At 67.5% G+C, this 24,647-nt stretch carries 22 protein-coding genes and 1 pseudogene; 7 read left to right on the forward strand and 16 right to left on the reverse strand.

Annotated elements, in window-relative coordinates; translation table 11 throughout:
• Positions 1-6: 6 nt before the first annotated feature.
• From ACWH49_RS03580 to ACWH49_RS03590, 3 genes are read right to left on the reverse strand one after another with little or no spacing between them, the layout of a single operon-like run.
• Positions 7-540, reverse strand: coding sequence for a TRAP transporter small permease (locus tag ACWH49_RS03580; RefSeq protein ID WP_448170198.1), 534 nt, complete (start codon positions 538-540; stop codon positions 7-9).
• A 58-nt stretch (positions 541-598) separates the two neighbouring features.
• The gene (locus tag ACWH49_RS03585; RefSeq protein WP_448170199.1) at positions 599-1,585 is read right to left on the reverse strand and encodes a TRAP transporter substrate-binding protein; all 987 of its coding nucleotides are present in this window, start codon (positions 1,583-1,585) and stop codon (positions 599-601) included.
• A gap of 52 nt (positions 1,586-1,637) precedes the next feature.
• Complete coding sequence (locus ACWH49_RS03590; protein WP_448170207.1) at positions 1,638-2,387, reverse strand: SDR family NAD(P)-dependent oxidoreductase; 750 nt, start codon at positions 2,385-2,387, stop codon at positions 1,638-1,640.
• Between the two features lie 126 nt (positions 2,388-2,513).
• Here ACWH49_RS03590 and ACWH49_RS03595 point away from each other — a divergent pair, with 126 nt between their 5' ends.
• The 6 genes from ACWH49_RS03595 to ACWH49_RS03620 all read left to right on the forward strand — a co-directional run bounded on the left by ACWH49_RS03595 (position 2,514) and on the right by ACWH49_RS03620 (position 7,345).
• Entirely contained in the window at positions 2,514-3,401 is an 888-nt protein-coding gene (locus ACWH49_RS03595) for a LysR substrate-binding domain-containing protein (protein ID WP_448170208.1), read from the forward strand.
• A 39-nt stretch (positions 3,402-3,440) separates the two neighbouring features.
• Complete coding sequence (locus tag ACWH49_RS03600) at positions 3,441-3,602, forward strand: hypothetical protein (protein WP_448170209.1); 162 nt, start codon at positions 3,441-3,443, stop codon at positions 3,600-3,602.
• A gap of 19 nt (positions 3,603-3,621) precedes the next feature.
• Positions 3,622-3,771: a hypothetical protein gene (locus ACWH49_RS03605; RefSeq protein WP_448170210.1), complete on the forward strand. Its 150-nt coding sequence runs from the start codon at positions 3,622-3,624 to the stop codon at positions 3,769-3,771.
• Between the two features lie 119 nt (positions 3,772-3,890).
• Positions 3,891-4,871 (forward strand): TAXI family TRAP transporter solute-binding subunit, encoded by a 981-nt coding sequence (locus ACWH49_RS03610; protein ID WP_448170211.1) that lies wholly within the window; start codon positions 3,891-3,893, stop codon positions 4,869-4,871.
• A gap of 3 nt (positions 4,872-4,874) precedes the next feature.
• The gene (locus ACWH49_RS03615; protein ID WP_448170212.1) at positions 4,875-6,944 is read left to right on the forward strand and encodes a TRAP transporter permease; all 2,070 of its coding nucleotides are present in this window, start codon (positions 4,875-4,877) and stop codon (positions 6,942-6,944) included.
• An 8-nt stretch (positions 6,945-6,952) separates the two neighbouring features.
• A complete protein-coding gene (locus ACWH49_RS03620) occupies positions 6,953-7,345 on the forward strand; it encodes a DUF1850 domain-containing protein (RefSeq protein ID WP_448170213.1) in 393 nt (130 codons plus the stop codon).
• Here ACWH49_RS03620 and cyoD read toward each other — a convergent pair.
• The 11 genes and pseudogenes from cyoD to ACWH49_RS03675 form a co-directional block, all read right to left on the reverse strand.
• The gene (gene cyoD / locus ACWH49_RS03625) at positions 7,336-7,689 is read right to left on the reverse strand and encodes a cytochrome o ubiquinol oxidase subunit IV (protein ID WP_448170214.1); all 354 of its coding nucleotides are present in this window, start codon (positions 7,687-7,689) and stop codon (positions 7,336-7,338) included. The genes ACWH49_RS03620 and cyoD overlap by 10 nt on opposite strands.
• Before the next feature lie 32 nt (positions 7,690-7,721).
• Positions 7,722-8,351, reverse strand: coding sequence for a cytochrome c oxidase subunit 3 (locus tag ACWH49_RS03630; protein ID WP_448170215.1), 630 nt, complete (start codon positions 8,349-8,351; stop codon positions 7,722-7,724).
• Entirely contained in the window at positions 8,348-10,339 is a 1,992-nt protein-coding gene (gene cyoB / locus ACWH49_RS03635) for a cytochrome o ubiquinol oxidase subunit I (protein ID WP_448174296.1), read from the reverse strand. The genes ACWH49_RS03630 and cyoB overlap by 4 nt, the downstream gene beginning before the upstream one ends.
• A gap of 8 nt (positions 10,340-10,347) precedes the next feature.
• On the reverse strand, positions 10,348-11,175 hold the full coding sequence (cyoA, locus tag ACWH49_RS03640; RefSeq protein ID WP_448170216.1) for a ubiquinol oxidase subunit II: 828 nt from the start codon (positions 11,173-11,175) through the stop codon (positions 10,348-10,350).
• Between the two features lie 308 nt (positions 11,176-11,483).
• A complete protein-coding gene (locus tag ACWH49_RS03645; protein WP_448170217.1) occupies positions 11,484-12,719 on the reverse strand; it encodes a cation:proton antiporter in 1,236 nt (411 codons plus the stop codon).
• A 71-nt stretch (positions 12,720-12,790) separates the two neighbouring features.
• Positions 12,791-14,602 carry a glycoside hydrolase family 15 protein gene (locus ACWH49_RS03650; RefSeq protein ID WP_448170218.1) on the reverse strand — a complete coding sequence of 604 codons (1,812 nt, stop codon included), beginning with the start codon at positions 14,600-14,602 and terminating at the stop codon, positions 12,791-12,793.
• A gap of 71 nt (positions 14,603-14,673) precedes the next feature.
• Positions 14,674-16,131, reverse strand: a complete 1,458-nt coding sequence (locus ACWH49_RS03655) for a TrkH family potassium uptake protein (RefSeq protein ID WP_448170219.1) — start codon at positions 16,129-16,131, stop codon at positions 14,674-14,676.
• The gene (gene trkA, locus ACWH49_RS03660) at positions 16,128-17,558 is read right to left on the reverse strand and encodes a Trk system potassium transporter TrkA (RefSeq protein WP_448170220.1); all 1,431 of its coding nucleotides are present in this window, start codon (positions 17,556-17,558) and stop codon (positions 16,128-16,130) included. Before trkA ends, ACWH49_RS03655 begins: the two co-directional genes overlap by 4 nt.
• 105 nt (positions 17,559-17,663) lie before the next feature.
• Positions 17,664-18,959 carry a DUF2254 domain-containing protein gene (locus tag ACWH49_RS03665; protein WP_448170221.1) on the reverse strand — a complete coding sequence of 432 codons (1,296 nt, stop codon included), beginning with the start codon at positions 18,957-18,959 and terminating at the stop codon, positions 17,664-17,666.
• 16 nt (positions 18,960-18,975) lie between these two features.
• Entirely contained in the window at positions 18,976-21,450 is a 2,475-nt protein-coding gene (locus ACWH49_RS03670) for a glucose/quinate/shikimate family membrane-bound PQQ-dependent dehydrogenase (RefSeq protein ID WP_448174297.1), read from the reverse strand.
• Positions 21,451-21,674: 224 nt separating this feature from the next.
• A pseudogene (locus ACWH49_RS03675) lies at positions 21,675-22,364 on the reverse strand (aldehyde dehydrogenase family protein); the annotation flags it as partial.
• Here ACWH49_RS03675 and ACWH49_RS03680 point away from each other — a divergent pair.
• Positions 22,365-22,616: a LysR substrate-binding domain-containing protein gene (locus tag ACWH49_RS03680; RefSeq protein ID WP_448170222.1), complete on the forward strand. Its 252-nt coding sequence runs from the start codon at positions 22,365-22,367 to the stop codon at positions 22,614-22,616.
• A gap of 140 nt (positions 22,617-22,756) precedes the next feature.
• Here the strand turns inward: ACWH49_RS03680 and ACWH49_RS03685 are convergent, their stop codons facing one another.
• Positions 22,757-23,458, reverse strand: a complete 702-nt coding sequence (locus ACWH49_RS03685; RefSeq protein WP_448170223.1) for an FxDxF family PEP-CTERM protein — start codon at positions 23,456-23,458, stop codon at positions 22,757-22,759.
• 868 nt (positions 23,459-24,326) lie between these two features.
• Entirely contained in the window at positions 24,327-24,644 is a 318-nt protein-coding gene (locus ACWH49_RS03690; RefSeq protein WP_448170224.1) for a non-heme iron oxygenase ferredoxin subunit, read from the reverse strand.
• Between the last annotated feature and the right edge of the window lie 3 nt (positions 24,645-24,647).

A 24,647-nucleotide genomic window follows, 5' to 3' on the forward strand; every position in this document is an offset into this window, starting at 1 on the left:
GTCTGTTCACCCCTGCGCCGCTTGCGCGCTCGGCTCGTGAACGTCGTGCCCGACGCGCTGGCGGTGCCACGCGCGCCACGCCGCGAGCACGGCCAGGGCGGCGATCAGCGCCATCCCGATCAGCACGCACCCGTAGGTCACCGAGCCGGGCACCTGCAGGATCGGCGAGCGCTCGTCGTGCACGATCTCCAGCATCCCCCAGGTCGCGCGGATCAGCACGGCGTACAGCAGCGCCACCGTCGTCCAGGCGATCACGGCGATGATGCGCCGCGCGCCGGCGCCCACCGAGTCGACGAGGAAGACCGTGGCGATGTGCCCGCCCTTCTCGGAGGCGAGCACGACCCCGGCCATCACCAGCCACGGGAACAGCAGCTCGGGCACCTCGTTGGCCCACTGCAGGCTGGAGCCGCTGGCGTAGCGCAGCGCCGTGTTGGCGGTGAGGATCACGAAGATCACGAGGGTCGTCACCCACAGCACGGCGCTGCAGACGACAACGATGGCGCGCTCGAGCGCGGTGCGCTCGACGACGGTGGTGTCCATGGGAGTCTCTCCTCGGCCGGGGCGGCCGTTCAGGTCACTTCGCGCGTTACTTCACGCGTCACTTCGCCCGGGCGGCGGCGACGACCTTCTTGACGAACGGGCCGATCGGGCTGGCCTCCCACTTGGCGATGACGGGGGCCGTTGCCGCCATGAACGGGGCTTGGTCCACCTTGTCGATCTGCACGCCCTTGGCCTTGAGCTCGGCGAACATCTTCTCGTCGGACTCCTGCGCCAGCTTGCGCTGCAGCGCCGTGGCCTCGGCGGCCGCGTCCTGGATCACCTTCTTGTCGGCCTCCGAGAGCTTGTCCCAGGACCGCTTGCCGATCAGGAACGGGGTCAGCTCGTACTTGTGGCCGGTCAGCGAGATGTACTTCTGCACCTCGTGGAGCTTGCCCGCCCAGATGTTGACCAGCGGGTTCTCCTGGCCGTCGACCACGCCTTGCTGCAGCGCGACGTAAAGCTCGGAGAACTTGATCTGCTGCGCCTCGGCGCCCATGCTCTGCATGATGTCCACGGTCACGGCGTCCGGCGGGGTGCGCATCTTCAGCCCCTTGAGGTCCTCGGGCCTGAGCAGCGGGCGCTTGTTGTTGCTCATGTGGCGGATGCCGTTGTCCCAGTAGCCGAGCACGATCAGGCCCTTCTCTGCCGACTTGTCGGCCAGTTCCTTGCCGGCCGGGCCGTCCATGACCTTCCAGGCGTGGGCCTGGCTGGCGAACAGGAAGGGCATGCCGAACGCGGCGTACTCGGGCACGACGTTGGCGACCGCGCCCTGCGAGTTGGCGGACATGTCGAGCGCGCCGGTGCGCAGCGCGGTGATCATCGCCGCGTCGTCACCGAGTTGCGAGGCGCCCGCCACGGTGACGTCGATGCGCCCGCTGCTCTTGGCCTTGACGACCTCGGCGAACCTCAGCGCCGCGGTGTGGCGCGGGTTGTCCAGCGCCGTGCCGTGCGCCAGCGTCAACTTGATGGCCTGCGCCGAGGCGCCGCCGGCGAACAGCGTGGCGGCCAGCGCCAAAACGTGGATCAGGAATGTCTTGCGTTGCATGGGCTTGTCTCCTCATGGTTCTTGGAAGTTCTGCGTGGTTCTGCGTGAGAGATCAGTGAATGAGCATCCCGCCGTTGACGTCCAGCGTCACGCCGGTCAGGTACTTCGAGAGGTCGCTGGCGAGGAAGACGACGCAGCCGGCCACATCGTCCGGCACGCCGATGCGGTTCAGCGGGATCTGCTCCAGGATGCCCTTCATCCGGTCCTCCGGAATCAGGCCCTTGTTGATGTCGGTGGCGATCAGGCCGGGGGTGACCGCGTTGACACGGATGCCGTCGATGCCGAACTCGCGCGCCATCGCCCGGCCCAGCCCCAGCATGCCGGCCTTGGCCGCCGAGTAGTGCGGTCCGCCCAGGATGCCACCACCGCGTTGCGCCGAAACCGACGACGTGTTGATGATTGACCCCGACTTCTGTGCCCGCATGACGGGTATTACCGCCTGCGACATGTACAGCATGCCGCGCAGGCTGACGTCCATGACCGCGTCGTAGTCGGCGCCCGTAATGTCCAGGGTCTTGCGCGGCTGCGTGATGCCGGCGTTGTTGAACAGGATGTCGATGCGGCCGTACTTCTCGATGACGGCGCGAGCGGCGCGTTCGCACGACGCCTTGTCGGTGACGTCTGCCACGACACCCAGGTGTCCTTCGCCCAGGCCGGACGCCGCGCCAGCCGGGTCGGCACGCTCGAGATCGAGCACGACGACGCGGGCGCCATGGGCAGCCATCTGTCGCGCGGTGGCGTAGCCGAGTCCATTGAGACCGGCACCGCCGGTGACCACGGCAATCTTGTCCTTGAGCAGCATGAGAGACGTCTCCATTCGGGTTTGAGGGCCTGATGGGCAGCATCTTGGCGCCGCGGCTGGATGAAGGCAAACGACATCTCATCACGCTAAGATGACAAACCGTCATTTGATGTGAGGGTTCGCCCGATGGCCTCCTTGCCCCCCCTGCCCAGTCTTCAGGCCTTCGAGGCGGTGGCGCGACGGCGCAGCTTTGCCCTGGCCGCCGCCGAGCTTCACCTCACCGCCTCGGCGATCAGCCACCAGGTGGCGCGGCTCGAATCGCACCTGGGCGTGAGGCTGTTCGAACGCAGCGCCCACGCGGTCCGGCTGAGCGAGGCGGGCGAGAGCTACCTCTCGCGCGTGGGGGGCGCGCTCGGCGCCATCGCCGCGGCGACCGACGACCTGCGCCAGGGCGTCAGCAACAGCCTCTACGTCCACTGCGCACCCAGCCTGGCGAGCCTGTGGCTGATGCCGCGCTTGCGCGCCTTCGCAGTGGCCTATCCTGACATCGCGCTCAATTTGTCCGCGTCACCCGTGCACAGCGACTTCGCGCTCGGCCAAGCCGATCTGGACATTCGCTACGGCGTGCCGCAGTGGCCGGATCTGGTCGTCGAGCCGCTGTTCCCGGAGAAGATCTTGCCGCTGGCCAGCCCGGGCTTCATCCGCGAGCATCGCTTGCGACGCGTCGACCAGCTGCTGGCCGTGCCATTGATCCGCAGCACGGTCAGCGTGGTCCAGTGGTCCGACTGGTTTCGGCGCTACTCCGACAAGCCAGCCCCAGAGAAATTCGGCGTCCGTTTCGACCGTGCGCAGATGTCGCTCGACAGCGCGACACAGGGGTTGGGCGTCGCACTGGAGAGCGCGACGATGGCCAACCAGCATTTGGCGGACGGTCGGCTCCGGCCCGTGTTCGGTGCCGACAAATCAATCAAGATCAAGGCGCACTTCGCGGTCTATCCAGCGCGCCATGCGCGCCGGCATCCGGTCGAGGCGTTCCTGACATGGATGCATGGCGAGGCAGCCCAGTCGGCTTAGGCGGCTGATGCCTGCCGGTCGCTCACTCTGCGCGATGGCGTGGCTACTGTCGCGCGACTGGACGCGCAGCCGCTGCTCGCGCAGCAGCGGGTCGCTGTATTCGACGAGCACCTCGTCGAGTGCCATGTCGAAGCGCTTGTGCACCGGCTGCAGCGCGAAGCGTCGCAGACGCCCATGACGTTCGAGCCGGCGCGGAAATGACTGACACCCCCGGTCGGGTTTGGGTCTGGCGCTCTCCAAGACGCTCGTCGAGCAGATGGGAGGCACCACTCGCGTGGAGAACCTTCCGGGAGTGGGTAGCACCTTCATCCCATCGTTACAGAATGAAGTTCGGATCAGGCCGATTTGCTTCCAGGCAGCGGGCGCCTGACCCTGTGATCCCGGTATCAGCGGGCAAATGCCCATTCTCGCGGGCCAGCAGCTGAATACAGTTGGGCTCAAGCGATCGCAGACTGCGGCGCGCCGAACCCAACCAACCCAAGGACCACCATGCAAACGATTCCCCGCTCTTCCGCCCGACGTCGCGTTCTGCTGCTCGGTTCCCTCGGCGCTGGCGCTTTCGCCCTCAGCCCGCTGGTGCGCGCGCAGGCCAGGTTCATCAACGTGCTGACCGGTGGCCAGAGCGGCGTCTACTACCCGATGGGCGTGGCGCTGTCGCAGATCTACGGCAAGGCGCTGCCCGACGCAAAGGTCACGGTGCAGTCAACCAAGGCCTCGGCCGAGAACCTGAACCTGCTGCAGGCCGGCCGCGGTGAGATCGCCTTCACGCTGGCCGATGCGCTCTCAGACGCCTGGAAGGGCGACAAGGACGCCGGTTTCGCCACGCCGCTGAAGAAGCTGCGTGCCGTCGCCGGGATCTACGCCAACTACATCCAGATCGTTGCCAGCGGCGACTCGGGCATCAAGACGCTGGCCGACCTGAAGGGAAAGCGCATCTCGGTCGGCGCACCCAAGTCGGGCACCGAACTGAACGCCCGGGCGATCCTGAAGGCCGCGGGCCTGACCTACGCCGACTTTGCGAAGGTCGAGTACCTCGCGTTCGGCGAATCGGTCGAGTTGATGAAGAACCGCCAGCTCGATGCCACGTTGCAATCGGCTGGCCTCGGCGTGGCCTCGATTCGCGATCTCGCGACCTCGGTCAAGATCCTGGTCGTGCCGATCCCGGCCGACGTGACCGCGAAGGTCGGCGACGCCGCCTACCAGGGCGCGGTGATCCCGGCCAACACCTACACCGGCCAAACCGCCGACGTGCCGACGATCGCGATCAAGAACTTCCTTGTCTCGCACGAGGGCGTGTCGGCCGACATGGTCTACGCGATGACGAAATCGATGTTCGAGAATCTGCCGGCGATGGTCGCGGCGCACAACGCGGCAAAGGGCATCACCAGGGAAGGCGCGGTCAGCGGCACGACGGTGACCTTCCATCCCGGGGCCGAAAAGTACTACCGTGAAGTGGGGCTGATGAAGTAAGCCATGGCGACGACTCACACGCCCGGCACGCCCTCCGTGGCCGAGCTCGAGCCCGCCGCCTCACTGGACGGAGACGACCACGGCACTCCCTTCTTCGGCGCGCTGTTCTGGGTCGCCGTCGTGTTCTCGGTGTTCCAGGTCGTCACCGCGGCGTTCAGCCCGCTCTCGAGTTCGGTCGTGCGCGCCGTGCACGTCGGCTTCCTGCTGCTGCTGGTGTTCGCACTGCATCCGCCGTTCAAGCTGAAGAGCCTGGGCTGGTTGATCGGACTGGCCGCTTTCGCGGCCGGTCTTTACCATTGGGTCAACGAGGCCGACCTGGTGCAGCGCGCCGGTGACCTCACACGCGCCGACATGGTGGTCGGCGTGATGACGATCGTGCTGGTATTCGAGGCCGCGCGTCGCATGATGGGCTTCGCGCTGCCGCTGATCTGTCTGCTGTTCCTCGCCTACGGCCTGTTCGGCCAGTACCTGCCGGGTACCCTTGCGCACCGCGGCTACGGCATCGACCAGATCGTGGGGCAGCTCGGCTTCGGCACCGAGGGCATCTACGGCACGCCGATCTACGTGTCGTCGTCGTATATCTTCCTGTTCATCCTCTTCGGCGCGTTTCTCGAACAGGCCGGCATGATCACCCTCTTCACCGACTTCGCGCTCGGCCTGTTCGGCCATGCGAAAGGTGGGCCGGCGAAGGTCGCGGTGGTGTCGTCGGGGCTGATGGGCACGATCAACGGCTCGGGCGTGGCCAACGTCGTGACGACCGGACAGTTCACGATCCCGCTGATGAAGCGCTTCGGCTACAAGGCCGAGTTCGCCGGAGGCGTCGAGGCGACCGCAAGCATGGGCGGGCAGATCATGCCGCCGGTGATGGGCGCGGTCGCCTTCATCATGGCCGAGACGATCAACGTGCCGTATCTCGAGATCTGCAAGGCGGCCGTGATCCCGGCGCTGCTGTATTTCCTGACCGCGTTCGTGATGGTCCATTTGGAGGCGGGGCGCTCGGGGCTGGTCGGCATGCCGAAGGACCAATGTCCCGACCCGTGGGCGGCGCTGCGCCTGCGCTGGTACCTGATCCTGCCGCTCGCGATCCTGGTGTGGCTGCTGTTCGCGGGCTACACGCCGCTGTTCTCGGGCATGGTCGGCCTGGCACTGACCGTGGTGCTGATTTTCGGCGCGGCGCTGACGAAGCATTTCGGCGGGCGCGCGCTGCAGATCCTCTTCTGGGTCTTCATCGGCCTGGCAGCGTCGAGCTTCTTCAAGTACGGCATCGGTGCGGTGATTGGCCTCGCGCTCGCGATGGCCGCTGTGCTGTGGTTCGCGAAGGGTGGACGTGCCGCCTTGCGCGTGGCGCTCGAGGCGCTCGCCGACGGAGCCCGGCACGCGCTCCCGGTCGGCGTAGCGTGCGCGCTGGTCGGCGTGATCATTGGCGTGCTGAGTCTGACGGGTGCGGCCACCACCTTCGCCGGCTACATCATCCAGCTCGGCCAGAGCAGCCTGTTCCTGAGTCTCGTGCTGACGATGCTGGTGTGCCTGGTGCTCGGCATGGGCATCCCGACGATCCCGAACTACATCATCACCAGCTCGCTCGCCGCGCCTGCGCTGCTGCAGCTCGGCGTGCCGCTGATCGTCTCGCACATGTTCGTCTTCTACTTCGGCATCATGGCCGACCTGACGCCGCCGGTCGCGCTCGCCGCCTTCGCGGCCGCACCGATCGCGCGCGCCAGCGGCATGAAGATCGGGCTGCAGGCCATGCGCATCGCGATCGCCGGCTTCATCGTGCCATTCATGGCGGTCTACGCGCCGGCGCTGATGCTGCAGGGTGGCACCTGGTTCGACACCGGCTACGTCGTTTTCAAGGCGATCGTCGCGATCCTGCTCTGGGGCGGCGCGGCGATCGGCTTCTGGCTCGCGCCGCTGCGCTGGTACGAGCGGGTCTGGGCCTTCGTCGCAGCCGGCTTCCTGGTCGCCGCGCTACCGGCGACCGACGAGATCGGGTTCGCGATGACGGCGACGTTCGCGGTCTGGCACGGGCTGCGCGTGCGCAGTCACCGGCGCCTGGCGGCGACCGAGGTCTGACCGCCACGATGCTTGCGGCGCTCTGCCTCGCCGCCGGCGGCCTGCACGCGATCGTGCCGGTCACGCACTTCACGTTGCGCTGGCAGCACTCGATCGAGAAGATCGAATGGGCCGAGGACTATGCCATCGTCGGCCCTTGGCTGCATCTCTCGGAGGCGCGCATCCGCGGCTCAGGCGCCGGCATGGATCCCCCCGAGGGCGCGCAACTGCGCGAAGGCGAGTGGCACTACCGGATCGCGGACCCGTGGCGCCGCGAGGTCGTACTGGCGCGTTCGGAGTTCGTGCCCGACTACGAGCTCTGCATCGAAGGCCGCTGCAAGCGCCTGACAACCTGGTTGCCGATCGCCGCCGGTCCGGCGACGCTGCGCGCCTGCGCGGGCAACGAGGCCGCTCAGCGCTGAATCTGCATCAGATGCTCCACCGGCATCATGTTGGCGTCGAGGTTGGCCATGATCCAGATCGAGCCGAACACCACGAGCGCGACCACAAACACGCCGAACGCGAGCGCAAGGATGTTGTTGGTTGCCTGCGGCCCGCTCGAGACGTGCAGAAAGAACACCAGGTGCACGCCCATCTGGCCGATCGCGAGCGCGGCGAGCAGGATCGGCACCGCGGGCTGCCAGACCAGCGGCGTGCCAGCGGCCCAGAACGACGCGAGCGTCAGCAGCACCGAGAGCACGAAGCCGCCGGCGTACTTGGTGATGCCGGCGCGCAGGTCGCCGCTCTCGCCGGCCGCTTCGTCCATCGGTGCGTTCGAGTTGGGAGAAGTCCGGTCCATCAGCGCGCCCCGAGGTAGACGATCGTGAAAACGCCGATCCAGACGATGTCGAGTGCGTGCCAGAAGAGCGCGAAGCAGCGCAGCCGGTTCACGACTTTCACCGCGAAGCCGAGCGTCGCGATCTGCGCGGCCATCGCCAGCAGCCACGCCAGCCCGAGCGTCACGTGAATGCCGTGCAGCCCCACGAGCGCGAAGAATGCCGAAAGGAACGCGCTTCTCTGCGGGCCCGCACCGCTCGCGATCAGGCGCGCGAACTCTGAGACTTCGAGCGCGACGAACGCGGCACCGAGCGCGAACGTCATCGCGCCGAGCAGGTAGGTGAACCCTGCGCGGCGCCGCTCGAACGCGAGGCCGAGCAAGCCGCAAGTGAAGCTCGAGGCGAGGAGACAGCCGGTCTCGATCAGCACGTGGTCGCGGTCGAATAACTGCGACCCGGTCGGGCCGCCGGCGGTTTGCTTCGACAGCACCGCATACGCGGCGAAGAACGCCGCGAACAGGATGATGTCGCTGAGCAGAAAGAGCCAGAAGCCGTAGGCGACGACGATGCGGGTCGGCGCCGGCCCACGTTGCGAGCGCGGCGTCTTCGGAGCGCGCGTCGGCGCGTCGCCGGCCGTGACGGTGGTGCTCATGCCGCGGCTCCCGGCAAATCCGTCGCCGTCTCTTCGACCTCGACCTCGGTCACCGTGCGCCAGGCGCGGAGCAGCCCGGTCGCGACGACGCCGGCTACGCCCAGCAGCGCCAGCCAGCCGATGTGCCAGACCAGCGCGAAGCCGGCCACGACCGCGAAGAACGCGACCACGACGCCGACGGCGCTCGGCCGCGGAACGGTCAGCGGTCGCGCGGCTTCGGGCGGCGGCAGGGGTTCGCTGCCCGAGCCGTCGGCGTCTTCATCGACGTCGGGCGGCGCGCCGTACTTGCTGCGCCAAAAGGCATCGAGTGCCGACACCTGCGGCAGGGTCGCGAAGTTGTAGGCAGGCGGCGGCGAGGCGGTCGACCATTCGAGCGTGCGGCCGTTCCACGGGTCGCCGCTCGTGTCGCGACGCCAGTCGCGCGTGCGGATGCTGACCACGAGCTGCACGACGGTCAGCACGATGCCGGCCAGGATCACCAGCGCGCCGCACAGCGCCACCACCATCAGCGGCTGCCAGGCCGGGTCGGCGTAGTGCTGCATGCGCCGCGTAGCGCCCATCAGGCCAAGCACGTAGAGCGGCATGAACGCAAGATAGAAACCGACGAACCAGCACCAGAACGAGGCCTTGCCGAGCCGCTCGTCGAGCGTGAAGCCGAAGGCCTTCGGGAACCACAGCGTGTAGCCCGCGAACGCGCCGAACACGACGCCACCGATCACGACGTTGTGGAAGTGCGCCACGAGGAACAGGCTGTTGTGCAGCACGAAATCAGCCGGCGGGATCGCGAGCAGCACGCCCGTCATGCCGCCGATCACGAAGGTCACCATGAAGCCGAGCGCCCACAGCATCGGCGCGTTGAAGCGCACCGTGCCGCCGTACATCGTGAACAGCCAGTTGAAGATCTTCACGCCGGTCGGCACCGCGATGACCATCGTCATCACGCCGAAGAAGCCGTTCACGTCGGCGCCCGCGCCCATGGTGAAGAAGTGGTGCAGCCAGACCATGAACGAAAGCATGCAGATCGCCATCGTCGCCGCGGCCATGGAGCGGTAGCCGAAAAGCGGCTTGCCGGAGAACGTGGTGATGACCTCCGAGAAAACGCCGAAGGCCGGCAGGATCAGGATGTAGACCTCCGGGTGGCCCCAGGCCCAGATCAGGTTCACGTACATCATCGCGTTGCCGCCGAGATCGTTCGTGAAGAAGTGGAAGCCGAGATACCGATCGAGCAGCAGCATGCCCAGCGTGCCGCTCAGGATCGGGAAGGCCGCGATGATCAGCAGGTTGGAGGCGAGCGCGGTCCAGCAGAACATGGGCATGCGGCCGTAGCCCATGCCGGGTGCGCGCAGCTTCAGGATCGTCGTCGTCAGGTTGATTCCCGAGAGCAGCGTGCCGATGCCCGAAATCTGCAAGGCCCAGAGGTAGTAGTCGACGCCCACTCCGGGCGAGTAGGCGAGTTCGGAGAGCGGCGGGTAAACGAGCCAGCCGGTGCGCGCGAACTCGCCGACGACCAGCGACAGGTTCATCAGCAGTACCCCGGCCGCGGTAAGCCAGAAACTCACCGAGTTGAGCACCGGAAATGCGACGTCTCGCGCGCCGATCTGCAGCGGCACGACGAAGTTCATCAGCCCGACCATGAACGTCATCGCGACGAAGAAGATCATGATCGTGCCGTGCGCCGAAAAGATCTGGTTGTAGTGCTCGGGCGGCAGGTAGCCGTGCGCGCCGGCGGCGGCGAGCGCGAGCTGTGATCGCATCATCAGCGCGTCGACGAAGCCGCGCAGCAGCATGACGAGCGCGAGGAGCACGTACATCGCGCCGACGCGCTTGTGGTCGACGCTGGTGATCCACTCGCGCCAGAGGTACGGCCACCAGCCCTTGACGGTGACGAGCGCGAGCACGCCGGCAACGACGAGCAGGACGACAGCACCCGCAGCCAGCGGGATCGGCTGGTGCAGCGGTAGCGCGGCCCAACCGAGGCGTCCCATCAAGGCGTCCATCAGCGCGGCGCCGCGGACGCGGCCGCCTCCGCGACTTTCAGCGTGCCGTTGCCGGCGACGATCGCATCGAACAGGCCGGGGTCGATGCGGCCGAAACTCGACGGGGCTGCGCCGCTGGTCGGCCGCGCGAGCTGTCTGTAGCGCGGCGCATCGAGGGCGTCGTCGGACGTGCGGGCGTTGGCAACCCAAGCCTCGTACTCCGCCTGGGGGAGCGCGCTGACCTCGAAGCGCATGTCGGAAAAGCCTTCCCCGCTGAACTGGGCCGACAGGCCCGGGTAGCGGCCCAGCCGGTCGGCGCGCAGGTGCAGCGTCGTCACCATCCCGGCCATCGTGTAGATCTGGCTGCCGAGTTGCGGCACGAAGAAGCTGTTCATCACGCTCGCCGAGGTCAGCTGCAATCGCATGGAGCTGCCCGCCGGCACGACCAGCCGATTGATACTGGCAATTCCGAGGTCGGGATAGATGAAGAGCCATTGCCAGTCGAGCGAGACGACCTGTACCTCGACGGTCGGCATGTCGCCGGCGAGCGGCCGGCGCGGGTCGAGCTCGTGCGACGAGAGCCAGGCGATGCCGCCGAGGAAGACGATCACGAGCAGCGGGACCGACCACACCAGCACTTCGAGTGCGCCGGAATACGACCAGTCGGGCCGGCGTTGCGCGCGCCGGTTGCCGGACCGAAACCACCACGCGAACAGGCCGGTGCAGACGATCACCGGGACGACCACCGCCAGCATGATGATGGTTGCATTGAGCAGGATCGTGCGCTCTGCGGCTGCGACCGGGCCTTGCGGATCGAGCACCCCCGAGGACCAGGCACTCGCGCTCATGTCGCCTCGGGTCGCCAGGATACGTCGAGCCGGCGACGCACCGGACGGCGCGACAGCTGGCGGTTCACTTCGGTGCGAAGACGAGTCGTCACTAAGTTCTCGCAGGCATGGGCGTTGATCGGAGCGCCCGATTCACACCAGTTGTATACCGCCGCGAGGCTGTCGCCGTGTAGGCGTTCATGCCGGCTCCGCGCGGACAACGCCCGCCGACGCAATTCAACGCTTCACGTGCGTGCACAGTCTCGACGGCTACACGGCGTGTCGTACCCGAGGGACAAATTCCTTCGACGGGAAGACGCCGATGGGGTTCAAGGGCGAATCGCGCGTCGAACGACACGACCGACGGTCAGCCCCTGTCCCAGGATCGAGAACGCGACCACGCAGTAGGTCATCGCGAGCAACGTCTCTCGCTCCGGTCCGAGCGGCAACGAAAGGCAGAGCGCCACCGAGATGCCGCCGCGCAGGCCGCCCCAGGTCAGCACCTTGCCGGAGCCCGCCGGCAGTTTGAAAGCGCGGCCGGCGAGTGCAACCGGCAGGCCGACAGTGAGCCAGCGCGCGAACAGCGTCACCACGATCGCCGCCAGCGCCGCGCCAAAGATGCCGTGCGCGAAGCGGATCACGATGACCTCCAGCCCGATCAGCACGAACAGCACGGCGTTCAGGATTTCGTCGAGCAGCTCCCAGAACAGGTCGATGTGGTGGCGCGTGGTGTCGGACATCGCCAGCGCGCGGCCCTGGTTGCCGATCATCAGCCCGGCCACCACCATGGCCAGCGGCCCCGAGACGTGCAGGTGCGAGGCGAGCGCGTAGCCGCCCATCACCGCGGCCAGGGTCAGCAGCACCTCGACCTGGTAGTTGTCGATGCTGCGCAGCAGCCGGAAGGTGAGGTAGCCGACGACCAGCCCGAACAGGATGCCCCCGCCTGCTTCCTGCAGCAGCAAGCGCGCCGCACGCCCGGCGGTCGGCGTCTCGCCACCGACCAGCGCTTCGACCAGCAACGCGAACAGCACCACGCCGACGCCGTCGTTGAAGAGCGATTCGCCGGCGATCACGAGCTCGAGGTTGCGTGGTGCGCCGGCCGACTTCAGGATGCCGATCACCGCGATCGGGTCGGTCGGCGAGATCAGCGCGCCGAAAATCAGGCAGTAGATCAGCGGCAGGGACAGGCCGAGCCATGGCAGCACCCACCACATCGCGAAGCCGACGACCAGCGTCGACAGCAGCGTGCCGACGACCGCGAGCGCGCCGACCTGCCAGCGGTAGGCGCGCAGCTCGCTCAGGTCGACATGCAGCGCGCCGGCGAACAGCAGGAGGGAGAGCATGCCCTGCATCAGCACGTCGGAGAAATCGATGCGGCTGAGCAGTGCTTCCTCGCTGACACGCAGCTGGTGCGCGATGCCGATCGCGTCGAGACCGGCGAGTGCCAGCGACAGGGCGAGCGCGGTCGCCATCACGCCGATCGCGGTCGGCAGGCCGATGAAGCGCTGGTTAACATAGGCCAGCAGCGCAGTGATCACGATGCAGGCTGCGGAGATTTCGAGCATGGAAGGCCGTTCGTAAAATGCCGCAAGGGTAACGGTTGCCTTCGCGGGGCAGATTGCACGCGCGGACGCCGTCAGCTCGGCGCCGGGCGCATGCCGTGCGCGATCGCCTCGCGTGACGCGTCGGGCGGTACCGACAGCAGCCTCGCGCTGTTCACCAGCGCCATGTGCGTCAGCGCCTGCGGGAAGTTGCCGAGGAGGCGCTTGGCCTCCGGGTCGTACTCCTCAGCGAGCAGGCCGACGTCGTTGGCGAGCGCGATCACGCGCTCGAACAGCGCTTCGGCCGCGTCGCGCCTGCCCGTCAGCACGAGCGCGTCGACGAGCCAGAAGGTGCACGGCAGGAATGCGCCTTCGCCCGCCGGAAGGCCATCGACGCCGGTGCCGATCGGGTAGCGGAGCACCAGGCCGTCGGACATCAGCTCGCGCTGGACCGCCTCGACGGTCGCACGCACGCGCGGGTCTTCGGGCGGCAGGAAGCCGACGGCGGGGATCAGCAGAAGGCTCGCGTCGAGATCGGTCGTGTCGTAGTGCTGCACGAAGCAGCCGCGGCTCGCGTCGACGCCGCGCTCACAGACCTGCGCGTGGATTGCGTCGCGCAACTCGCGCCAGTGCGGCACGGGGCCTTCGAGGCCGAAGCGCTCGGCGTCCTTCACCGCTCGGTCGAACGCGACCCAGGCCATCACCTTCGAGTGCGTGAAGTGGCGCCGCGGCCCGCGAATCTCCCACAGACCCTCATCGGGGCGATCCCAGCACCCGGCGATGAACGAGAGCAGCGCGCGCTGGATCTGCCACACATGCGGCTCGGGCTCGAGCCCGGCGGCGCGTGCTTGGTGCAGCATGTCCATCACTTCGCCGTAGACATCGAGCTGGAACTGATCGCACGCCGCGTTGCCCACGCGCACCGGCTGCGACCCTTCGTATCCGGCGAGCCACGGCAGCTCGTACTCGGGCAGGCGGCGTTCGCCCGTGACGCTGTAGAGGATCTGCAGATCCTCGGCACTGCCCGCCACCGCACGCAGCAGCCACTCGCGCCAGGCGACGGCCTCGGCCTCGTAGCCGGCGAGCAGCAGCGTGTTGAGCGTGAAGGTCGCGTCGCGCAGCCAGCAATAGCGGTAGTCCCAGTTGCGCACACCACCCGCCTGTTCGGGCAGCGACGTGGTCGGCGCTGCGACGATGCCGCCAGTCGGCTCGTGGATCAATGCCTTCAGCGTGATCAGCGAGCGCTGCACTTCGGTCGGCCAGCGCCCCTCATAGCGGCTGCGGCGCGACCAGGCACGCCAGTCTCGCGTGGCCTTGCGCAGGGCGTGCCGGGCCGCGAGCGGACGCGGCGCGCGATCGTGCGAAGCGCGATGGTTCAGCACGAAGGGCACGCGCTCGCCGGCCGTGACGCTGAATTGCGCGACCGTGCGCAATTGTTCGCCCCGCGTCTCGATCGGGGTGCGCAGCTCGATCGTGTCCGGGCCGGCGGTCGCGACCGTGGCGCCATCGACCCGGTGCACCCACGGCACAATCCGGCCGTAGTCGAAGCGGATCACCAGTTCCATCGCCATCGCGACCGTGCCGCGCAGGCCTTCGACGATGCGGACGATGTCGGTGCGCGACCCGCCCATCGGCATGAAGTCGGTGACGCGCACCGTGCCGGGGTCGGTGTCGAATTCCGTTTCGAGGATCAGCGTGCCGTCGAGGTAGCGGCGTCGCAGGGCGAGCGCGGCGTCGACCGGCGCGATGCGCCAGCGGCCGTTGTCCGCATCGCCGAGCAGCGCAGCGAAGCAGGCCGGCGCGTCGAAGCGTGGCACGCACCACCAGTCGATCGAGCCGTCGCGACCGACAAGCGCGGCCGTGCGGCCGTTGCCGATCAAGGCGTGGTCTTCGATGGTCAGGGGCATGGTGGTGGAATTTGGTGGAAGGATCGGGCCGGCACGAGGGGCGATGTCAAACGGGGCGGGGGTGTTGCCGCTCAGCGGCGCCAGAACTGCGGCGTGAACAGCACCAGCACCGACAGCAGTTCGAGCCGGCCGAGTAGCATCGCGGCCGTGCAGACCCAGGTCTGGAAATCGGTGAGGCCACCGAAGCTGCTCGCCGGGCCGACGCCGCCGAGGCCGGGCCCGATGTTGTTCAGGCACGCCAGCAGCGCGGTGAAGGCGGTCTCGACGTCGAGGCCGCTGAACAGCAACAGCATCGTCAGTCCGACCAGCGTCGCGCCATACATCATCATGAACGCGATCACGCTCTGCATGACGCGTGCCGGAACCAGCGTCCCCGCGAGCACGACCGGATTGACGACGCTGGGGTGGACGATCCGCACCAGCTCGCGCCCGGATTGCTTCAGCAGCAGCAGCATGCGGATCATCTTGATGCCCCCGCCGGTGGAGCCCGCGCAGGTGGCGAAGCAGCCGACCAGCAGCATCAGCCACGGCGCGAACGCGGGCCAGCGGGCGTAGTCGGTGCTTGCGAAGCCCGTAGTCGTCGCGATCGAGACCACGTGGAAGGCGGCGCGGCGCATGGCGGTGAGGAAATCCGGGTACACGCCCTGCACCCGCAGGTAGAGCGCCACGACCAGAACGGTCACCGCGACCGTGCCGACGTAGGCGCGCAGCTCCGCGTTCGCCCACAGCACACGCGGCGAGCGCTGACGCAACGCCACGAAGTAAAGGGCCCAGCTCGCCCCGGCGACCATCATGAAGAAGATCGCGACCGCCTCGATCAAGGGCGAATCCCAGTGCGCGAAGCTGGCATCGTAGGACGAGAAGCCGCCCGCGCTGAGCGTCGTGCACATGTGCATGAAGGCGTCGTCCCAGTTCATGCCGGCCGCGCGGAAGGCCAGCGTGCAGAGCAACGCAGCGCCGAAGTAGACACCCCAGAGGCCACGCGCCGTCGCCGCGATGCGCGGGGTCAGCTTGGTGTCTTTCATCGGGCCGGCGGACTCTGCCTTGAACACCTGCGTGCCGCCCACGCCGAGCAATGGCAGGACCGCCACGGCGAGCACGATGATGCCCAGGCCGCCGATGAAGGACATGAAGCAGCGCCACACGTTGATCGACACCGGCATCGCGTCGAGGTGGACCAACACCGTCGCGCCGGTGGTCGTGAAGCCGGACATGGCCTCGAAGTAGGCATCGGTGAACGACAGGCCCGGAATAGCCAGCCACAGCGGCAGTGAGCCGATGCCCGGCAGCACGATCCAGGTCAGCGCGACGAGAATGAAGCCGTCGTGCAGTTGCAGCTCGTTGCGGATCTGCCGCGTGGTCAACGCCATCGCGACGCCCAGCAGCACGCTGAATGCGATGGACTCGCCGAAGGCCATCTGCGCGGCATCGTCGTGCCACGCGGCGAAGCCGAGCGGAACGCACATCAGCAGCGAGAACAGCACAACGACGCGCCCGACCAGCGCCACGACCGCGAGCCGGCCGCTCATCCGAAGAAGCTCGCGCCAACCTGGAACAGCTTCTCGACCGGGCGCACCAGACGCTTGTGCGGCACGAAGACAACGACATGGTCGTTGGTCTCGATCACCGTGTCGTGGTGAGGAATGACAACCTCCTTGTCGATCTTCGTGCTGCCCGCGACCGGAACGTCGCGAACGATCGCGCCGATCTGGGCGCCGGCCGGCAGGCCCAGCTCGTCGATGCGCCGACCGACGACGCGAGAGGTCTTGCGGTCGCCGCGGGCGACCGCTTCGAGCACCTCGGCCGCTCCGCGCCGCAGGCTGTGGACAGCAGCCACGTCGCCACGCCTCACATGGGCGAGCAGTTCGCCGATGACCGCCTGCGACGGCGAGATGGCGATGTCGATCTGCGTGCCCTGCCCCTGCACCAGATCGGCGTAGGCGCGCCGGTTGATCAGCGCCAGCACCCGCCGCGCGCCCATGCGCTTGGCGAGCAGGCAGGCCATGATGTTGTCCTCGTCCTCGCTGGTGAGTGCGAGGAACAGGTCGGTCTCGCGCACGTTCTCGCCTTCGAGCAGGTCTTCGTCGGTGGTGTCTCCGCGCAGGATCAGCGTGTCGCTCGGCAGCTCTGTCGAGAGGTACTCGCAGCGCGCCGGATCCGCCTCGATGATCTTTACCCTGCATACCGACGCGATGCGGCGCGCGAGTCGAAGCCCGACGCGACCGCCGCCCGCGATCATCACGCGCCGCACCGGCTCGTCGCGGCGGCGCAGCGCGTCCAGCACACGCCGGACGTGCACGTTTGCGGCGACGACGAAGACCTCGTCGCCGGCCTCGATGCGGGTGTCGCCCTCGCACAGCACCTGCTCTTCGGCACCCATGGCGTCGGGCCGGTAGATCGCGACGATGCGCATCGGCAGGCCCGCGGCGACGCGCGGCAGCTCCGAGATCGTGTGATCGACCAGCGCTCCCCCCGCGACCGCTCGCACCGCGATCAGGCTCACGCGCTTCTGCGAGAACTCGAGCACCTGCAGCGCCTCCGGGAACTCGATCAGCTTGCTGATGTATGTGGTGAGGCTTTCTTCCGGGCAGATGACCTCGTCGACCGCGAATCCCTGGGCGCCCATCAGCGGGCTGCCGTCGGCGAAGGCCGTGCTGCGAAGGCGTGCGATGCGGGTCTGGATGTGGAAGAGGTCGTGCGCGATCTTGCAGGCGACAAGGTTGGTCTCGTCCATGGGAGCACAGGCGATCAGCATGTCGGCATCGGCCGCGCCGGCCTCCTTCAGCACCGAGGGCTCGATGCCGTTGCCGACCACGCCGCGCATGTCGATGCGGTCCTGCAGGGCGGCGAGGTGGTGCGGGTCGGTGTCGATCACCGTGATGTCGTTCTGCTCCGACGCCAGGCTCTCGGCGACGCTCTCGCCGACGCGCCCTGCTCCGATGATGATGATGTTCATGCCATGCCGCGCCGTAGCGCGTTGGCGTGGACGGACGCGGCGGGCGGGGTGGCGGGGTGGCGACTCATCGGCGGGATTCTGCCCCGGCACGCGTGGTGCCCGACCTCAGCCATCGCTCGCGATGTCGACGAACGCATCGTGTCGACCGCGCACATCGCGCAGGTCGCCCGGGTTCGCCACGGTGCGCCGGGCATCGCTCAACACGAGATCGGCGTGCCGGCGCAGGTAGCTCAGGCGCCCTGCATCGCGCTCGCAGCCCGCGACTGCCACGAACACGTCGAGCATTCGGATCAGCACCGCCGCGCTGCCGGCGGCGTTCTGACGGATCATGTGGAACATCGCATCGACGACGCCCGCGTAGTCGGCCGTCGGCACCACCAGCACGTCGCGCCCGTCGCGTTGGTGCACGCCGCTCGGCAGGAACACCGGCGCGAGGTCGCAGAGTGCGGCGCCGAGCCGGTCGAGCACGCTGATCGCAGTGTGGGGGTCGTTGATGCCAGGCGAGAGTGCCCGCACCGCGACCTCGACCAGCTGCCGGATCGCGTACTCGAGATCGGCCGCGCTGACGCGGGCACTGCTGAGCGCGGTGGTTTCGCGGATCGTGATTGACGCACTTTCGGCGGGCACGGTGAGCCGCGCGATCGGTGCGCCGGGAAAGACGTAGTCGCCCGGCCGTACGAGCAGCTCGATCGCGGTGCCGTGCGCTGCGGCCCAGTCGGCGAGGCGATCGGCGTCGAGGTGCTGCAGGTAGCCGCGACGCGGGTCGGTGACGACGCAGGCGGCGTGCCAGAACGACGCGACCGGGGCGACCGGACCGGGCTTGTCGACGGCGAGGCGCTGCACCGCGGCACGAAGATCCTCGCTGACGAGGTCGATGACGGTGTCGACGTTGATGCGGCTCGCCATGTGGCCCACGAAGTAGACGAGCGTGCCGACGCAGACGAAGGCCAGCACGATGCCGACCGTGAGCGAGAGGTGCGGCGTGAAAGCACCCTCGGCCTGCGTGCGCACGCTGCGAAGCACCATCAGGGCATACGAGAACGTCCCGAGGAAGGTGCCGAGCGTGATCTGCACGCCGCGGTCGTGCGTGAAGTTGCGCAGGAGGCGCGGTCCCATCTGCCCGGCGGCAAGCGAGAGCGCGGCGATCGTGATCGAGAACACCGTGCCGGCGACGCCGATCGTCGACGATACGATCGCGCCGAGCAGCGTGCGTGCTCCGGTGCCGCCGCCGTTGTAGACCCAGGCGCTGTCGATCAGCCAGCGCGGCAGTGCACTGTCGCGGTCGACGCTCACCAGCGCCACCGCGAGCAGCACGCCGGCGAAGCTCATCAGCCCCGGCACGGGCCAGAACGCATCGGCCAGCTGGCTGAGGCGCTTGCGCAGCGGTGCGGGCAGCGTCATCGGGGCGCGGCGATGATCATCGACGGGCCGGCAACGCGTAGGCGATCACCGAGTCGCCGGCCGTGGTGTGGGTCGACCCATGGCCGCCGGCGGTGACGACCAGATACTCTCGGCCGTCCTGGCCGGTATAGGTCATCGGCGTGGCCTGGCCGCCCGCGGGCAGGCGGCTTTCCCAAAGCTGCTTGCCGCTGGTGACGTCGTAGGCGCGCACGTAGTCGTCCATGCTGCCCGAAAGGAACGCAACGCCGCCGGCGGTGATCAGCGGCCCGCCAAGGTTCGGCACCCCCATCCTGAACGGCAGCGGCACGGGCGATAGGTCGCGCACCGTGCCGTTGCGGTGCTTCCAGACGACCTGGCCGGTGGTCAGGTCGGCGCCGGCGACGTAGCCCCACGGGGGAGCCTGGCAGGGGATGCCGAGCGGAGAGGTGAACGGGCCGAGCTGCGCTGCGAACGGGGCGCCGAAGTTCTCGTTGAGTGCGGGCAGCGCGCCTTTCGGCGGACCGCCGTCCTGCACCATCAAGGCCTTGTCGTCGGGCCGCGGCACCAGCTTCGAGACGAACGCGAGGTAGGTCGGGGTCGTGAACGCGATCTGGCGCCGCGGATCGACCGCGACACCGCCCCAGTTGAAGACGCCGAAGTTGCCGGGATAGATCAGCGAACCCTGCGTCGAAGGTGGCGTGAAGCGGCCCTCGTAGCGGAGCCGCTGGAAGGCGATGCGGCAGGCGAGCTGGTCGAACAGGGTGGCGCCCCACATGTCGCGGTCACGGAGCTTCGGCGGTTCGAACGAGAGCGCCGATTTCGGTTGCGTGGGCGCGGTGCGGTCGCCGCTGGCCGCGCCCTGCGGCGCCGGCACTTCGGTGACCGGCAGCACCGGCGTCCCGGTGCGTCGATCGAGCACGAACAGCTCGCCTTGCTTGGTCGGCTGCACGAGCGCCGGCACGGTCCGGCCGGCGATCTTCAGGTCGATCAGGCTCGGTTGGGCAGGCACGTCGTAGTCCCACAGGTCGTGGTGCACGGTCTGGAACACCCAGCGGACCTTGCCGGTCGCGAGGTCGAGTGCGACGACCGAGGACGAGAAGCGTTCAACCGCGTCGGTGCGCTCGCCGCCCCATTGATCGGGCGGCTGATTGCCCATGGGCACGTAGACCATGCCGAGCGTCTCGTCGACGCTCGAGATGGACCAGCTGTTCGGCGAGTTCGCCGTGTAGTGCTGGCCTGCGCCGATCGGCGCCGTCGCGTCCGGGTTGCCCGAGTCCCAGTTCCACGCCAGCGCACCGGTGTCGATGTCGAAGGCCCGGATCACGCCCGAAGTTTCGTTGGTCGAGACGTTGTCGAGCACGGTGCCACCGACGATCACGAGCTTGCGCGTGACGACGACCGGCGAGGTCGAGTAGTACGAGCCGGGCTGGCGGTTCGGCATGTTTGCCCAGAGATCGATCTGGCCCGCGCCGCCGCCGAAACGGGCGCACGGTTTACCGGTGCGCGGGTTGAGCGCGATCAGGCGGCCGTCGGCCGTGGGCAGGAAGAGGCGTTCTGGGCAGTCTGCCGCTGGCGTGGTCGCCTCAGCCGAGGTCGGCGCGGATGCCGGTGCCGATGCAGGCGGTGCAGCTTCGGTGGGTGCGCGCGCCGCATCGGCCGGCGGCTGGTACGCCAGCCCCCGACATGTCATGTGCTGAAGCGCGAGGCCACTTTGAAGCTTCGGATCGAAGCGCCAGAGCGGCGCGCCGGTGGTCGCGTCGAGCGCGATCACCTGCTGGTGGGGCGTGCAAAGGAAGAGGCGGTTGCCGACCTTGAGCGGCGTGTCTTCGTCGGTCGTCTCGACCGGGTCACCGGGCCGGCCACGGAGGTCACCGGTGTGGAAATGCCATGCGACCTCCAAGCCGGCCACGTTGGCCGGCGTGAACTGCTCGAGGGGCGAATACCTTTGTCCCTGCGCGGTGCGCCCGTATGCATTCCATTCGTCCGGCGGCACGGCAGGATCGGGCGAGGCCAGCGTGGACGCCGAGGCGAGCGCGCCGGTCAATTCGTGCGGATCGATCCACCATGACGAGACCGCGACCAGCGTGAATGCAAGCAGGCCGAGCAGCAGAGCCAGGCCGCCACCAAATCGAGCGGATGCACGGTTGCCGTCGCGGCGCACGAGCGTGCGGGTGACCCAAGGTGTCAGCAGCAGCACCCCGAGCACGAACGGCACATCGAGGCGTGCCGCAAGCGGCCACCAGTCCACCCCGGCTTCCCACAGCGACCAGATCAGCGTGCCCATGAAGAACACGGCGTAGAGCCAAAGCGCTACCGCCGAACGGCGCCATGCCAGCAGCCCGCAAACCAAAAGCGACATTCCGGCGACGAGGTAGTAAGCGCTTCCACCAAGCACCATCAGCCAAATGCCGGCGCCACCGAGCCCCGCACCTATCAGGCACAACAACGCGCCGATGAAAAGCGGAGCGCGCGACTCGCCGTCTTCTTGTCGCTTTGCAAAACTGTTGTCCATGACCGACCTTCCTGGGTGACCGGAGGCAGCATTCGGTCCGAGACCCCAAGCGTACGACTCGCCGGCGCCCGCTGGCGTAGGACGGCGCCGCCGACGCCTGTAGCAGCGTGGCCAGGCGGCGGGCGGCACCGGCTTGCGACGACCCAGCAACAGCAGGCGCTGGACCTGCAGGGCCGGCGCGAGGAAGAAGGTGCCAACCTCGACAGCGGATACCTTGCTCTCGCCTACCAAGGCAAGGTAAAGGTCTTGCCGTTGCAGAACGACTTGATCGCCTCCTGCACGCCCTCCTTGTAGCCCAGCCCCGAGTCCTTGATGCCTCCGAAGGGCGTCAGCTCGATGCGGTAGCCCGGTACCTCCCACAGGTTCACAGTGCCGACCTTGAGTTCCTTGGCGAAGCGGGTCGCGTCGTCCATGCGGTTGGTGCAGATGCCCGACGACAGCCCGAAAGCCGTGCCATTGGAGATAGCGATCGCCTCGTCGATGTTCTCGAAAGTGATGATCGGCGAGACCGGTCCGAAGGTTTCCTCGCGCACCAGCGTCATTTCCGGACGGACGCGGTCGAGCACTGTCGGCGCGTAGAGCGCGCCGTCACGATGGTTGCCGACGAGCAGCCTTGCGCCCTGCGCCACCGCTTCTTCGACACGCGCTTCGAACAGCTGCGCCGCGGCCGCGTCGATCACGGTACCCATCTCGTTGTCCTTGTCCATCGGATCACCGTAACGCCAGGCACGTGTCTTCGCGACGACGCGCTCGGTGAATTCGTGCGCGACCTTCTCGTGCACCAGCATGCGCTTGACCGCCGTGCAGCGCTGCCCCGAGTTCTTGTACGAGCCCTGTACCGCGAGGTCGCTCGCCTTGTCCAGATCGGCGTCGTCCATCACGATCAGCGGGTCGTTGCCGCCGAGTTCGAGCACGTGCCCGAGATCGTGATGGAGATCGCCAGCCGGGAAATCATTCGCGCAGCGGTGTCCCAGGGCCTGGGCATTGCGGCGGTTTCAGAAGCGGAGTACGTACCGGGGCCGGGGCTCCACGCGGTGCGCATAAGCGATGCGGCGATACACACTTATGCGCATGCCGTCTGTCTCGCCGAGCGGCAGGACATGCGGATGGTTCGCGCATTCTTCGATGTCATTGCGGGCAGCTCGAGCACGCCACCGAAATCGTAAGCTAGCGGCGCTCGCGGATGTCAAGTTCCAAGGCATCCAGTCGATCGCTGAGACAAGCGCCGCCGCTTCCTGTGGGTCGAAAGCGCTGGTCGCCGACCAGACCAGGCGGACCAGGCGTGATCGACTTGCACTTGACGAACTCAAGCCAAGGGCTTGCGCCGGCGAGCCACGAAACCGAGTGCAGCCAGACCTCCGAGCATCAGCGCGTAGGTCTCGGGCTCGGGGACGGCCGCCACGGCGGTGACGGAGCTCAGGTAGAACTGATCCGCATGCGCGCCGCCGTAGGCGAAGGTGAACTGCGTGCCGGTCATGCTCAAGCCGTCGATCGAGCCGACATTTGCGGGCAACAGCGTCGACACACCGTTGAGCAGGAACGTCGCGCCACTGAGCCAACTCGTGGTGTTGTGGCCTTCGGACCGAAGGCCGATGCTGGTGATCGTGACGGCCTGGTCGAACGTCAGGGTGAGCTTCTCGCCGAAGGTGATGTTGTCGTCGCTCGAGTTGCCGCTCAGGTGATAGACCCCCAAGCCCGCCCCGATCTTGTTCGCCGCGCTGTAGGTATTTTCGTGGTCCTGCACCACCGCTGCCGTGTTGCCAAGGTATGAGCCAGTCGCCTTGACGGTCAGGCCGCCGCTCGAGAAGGTGAGGTCACCGTTGCGGACGTTGCCGTCGACGTTCGAGCTGCACAGGTCGCCACCGGTGCAGGCCACGCCGTCCGTCGGCAGGAAACCCGTGTTGACGCCGCCCGCATACTTGAGATTGGCAAAGTCGAACGACGCGGCGCTTGCGCATATCGGGGCGATTGCCGACAAAGCGGCGAATGCAAGATGATGAAGTCGCATGTGGATGGTCTCGGGTTGCTGGTTGGGATGTGGCGAATGCTATGGAAACCGGCTGGCTCCGGATACCGCGCCAGCCCCCGCACTTCGGGGAGCGCACACCCGTTCAAGGGGGGCCGCGTCTCGGGACCGCTGCGACGCGCTCATTCGTCGAATTCACGGAGGCACAAGACCCAAGGCACAGCAGGACGCTCGCGGCGTCGGTCGCTGCCACGTTCGCTGCTGTCGCAATCGCTTCGTACTCTCAGATGATGCGAAGGGTGTCGACCGAGCTCTCAAGGACAGCGCGCTAGAAGGACCGCCGGGACAAGTTCAGGCTTCCTATATCCAGTCTTCTGCCCCCGCCGCATAGAGCGCCTGATACAGGGCAAACAAGCCAAGCGAGGAGAGAACCACGGCGATCTCGAGCGCGTATTCTTCCAACCAGTTGACGACGACGTGGTGAACACGCCGTAGAGAATGGCGCTGAGCAGGAATCCTGAAATGAGCCACGGGATCACCGACGTTTTCTCGGCTGCATCGCACCAAGAAGTTTGCTTCGCCACTGCGTGGCGGCGGTCGCGGCGCGAGCTTCCTCGCACATAAGTACAGATCCTTCGCGAGGGTTTCTGGGCTTCCATGAATTTCGCTCGACGCCGAGAAGAGGCGAACCGGTCGCTATCTAGCGAAGTCGAAACTACATGTAACTGTTATGTCACGACCTCTTGCTTCCTTGGCACGAAGGTTCGATGGCTTTTTGGGTTGTTCGAGACCGATCCCCGCGTGGCGAACCTACGCGCTGGTTCCTCCGGCAAGCTCACCCAGGCTGACCGCTCATGTCCTGCTTTGGGGCGGAGCACGCGTCGCTGATGGCGGTGCAAGACGGGCGCGCTCAGTCGAACCGCAGGTACACGCGCTGTCCGTCGAGCTTGACCGGGTAGCTCCGCAGCGCCGCAGTGACAGGCGCGCAGGTCGGCCGGCCATCGCGCACATCGAACTTGCCCTGGTGCAACGGGCATTCGATCTCGTGGCCGTCGAGGAAGCCGTCGCACAGCCGCGCCTGGCCATGCGTGCAGATGTTGTCGGTGGCGTAGACCGCGTCGCCGACGGTGTAGAGCGCGATGTCGCGGCCCGCGACGACGACGGCGAGCACGTCGTCGGTGGGCAGGTCGTCGGCGGACAGGACGTCCACCCAGGCGGTAGTGCTCATGAG

This window comes from Rhizobacter fulvus, assembly GCF_964020785.1.

What these genes read in the sequence shown, in the direction of transcription:
- ACWH49_RS03655 (WP_448170219.1), bottom strand. Translation starts at nt 16,131, where the DNA reads ATGAGCGGCCGGCTCGCGGTCGTGGCGCTGGTCGGGCGCGTCGTTGTG.
- ACWH49_RS03690 (WP_448170224.1), bottom strand. Translation starts at nt 24,644, where the DNA reads ATGAGCACTACCGCCTGGGTGGACGTCCTGTCCGCCGACGACCTGCCC.
- ACWH49_RS03585 (WP_448170199.1), bottom strand. Translation starts at nt 1,585, where the DNA reads ATGCAACGCAAGACATTCCTGATCCACGTTTTGGCGCTGGCCGCCACG.
- ACWH49_RS03685 (WP_448170223.1), bottom strand. Translation starts at nt 23,458, where the DNA reads ATGCGACTTCATCATCTTGCATTCGCCGCTTTGTCGGCAATCGCCCCG.
- ACWH49_RS03645 (WP_448170217.1), bottom strand. Translation starts at nt 12,719, where the DNA reads ATGCTCGAAATCTCCGCAGCCTGCATCGTGATCACTGCGCTGCTGGCC.
- trkA (WP_448170220.1), bottom strand. Translation starts at nt 17,558, where the DNA reads ATGAACATCATCATCATCGGAGCAGGGCGCGTCGGCGAGAGCGTCGCC.
- ACWH49_RS03670 (WP_448174297.1), bottom strand. Translation starts at nt 21,450, where the DNA reads ATGGACAACAGTTTTGCAAAGCGACAAGAAGACGGCGAGTCGCGCGCT.
- ACWH49_RS03665 (WP_448170221.1), bottom strand. Translation starts at nt 18,959, where the DNA reads ATGACGCTGCCCGCACCGCTGCGCAAGCGCCTCAGCCAGCTGGCCGAT.
- ACWH49_RS03610 (WP_448170211.1), top strand. Translation starts at nt 3,891, where the DNA reads ATGCAAACGATTCCCCGCTCTTCCGCCCGACGTCGCGTTCTGCTGCTC.
- ACWH49_RS03590 (WP_448170207.1), bottom strand. Translation starts at nt 2,387, where the DNA reads ATGCTGCTCAAGGACAAGATTGCCGTGGTCACCGGCGGTGCCGGTCTC.
- ACWH49_RS03615 (WP_448170212.1), top strand. Translation starts at nt 4,875, where the DNA reads ATGGCGACGACTCACACGCCCGGCACGCCCTCCGTGGCCGAGCTCGAG.
- ACWH49_RS03580 (WP_448170198.1), bottom strand. Translation starts at nt 540, where the DNA reads ATGGACACCACCGTCGTCGAGCGCACCGCGCTCGAGCGCGCCATCGTT.
- ACWH49_RS03595 (WP_448170208.1), top strand. Translation starts at nt 2,514, where the DNA reads ATGGCCTCCTTGCCCCCCCTGCCCAGTCTTCAGGCCTTCGAGGCGGTG.
- ACWH49_RS03620 (WP_448170213.1), top strand. Translation starts at nt 6,953, where the DNA reads ATGCTTGCGGCGCTCTGCCTCGCCGCCGGCGGCCTGCACGCGATCGTG.
- cyoD (WP_448170214.1), bottom strand. Translation starts at nt 7,689, where the DNA reads ATGGACGAAGCGGCCGGCGAGAGCGGCGACCTGCGCGCCGGCATCACC.
- ACWH49_RS03650 (WP_448170218.1), bottom strand. Translation starts at nt 14,602, where the DNA reads ATGCCCCTGACCATCGAAGACCACGCCTTGATCGGCAACGGCCGCACG.
- cyoA (WP_448170216.1), bottom strand. Translation starts at nt 11,175, where the DNA reads ATGAGCGCGAGTGCCTGGTCCTCGGGGGTGCTCGATCCGCAAGGCCCG.
- ACWH49_RS03630 (WP_448170215.1), bottom strand. Translation starts at nt 8,351, where the DNA reads ATGAGCACCACCGTCACGGCCGGCGACGCGCCGACGCGCGCTCCGAAG.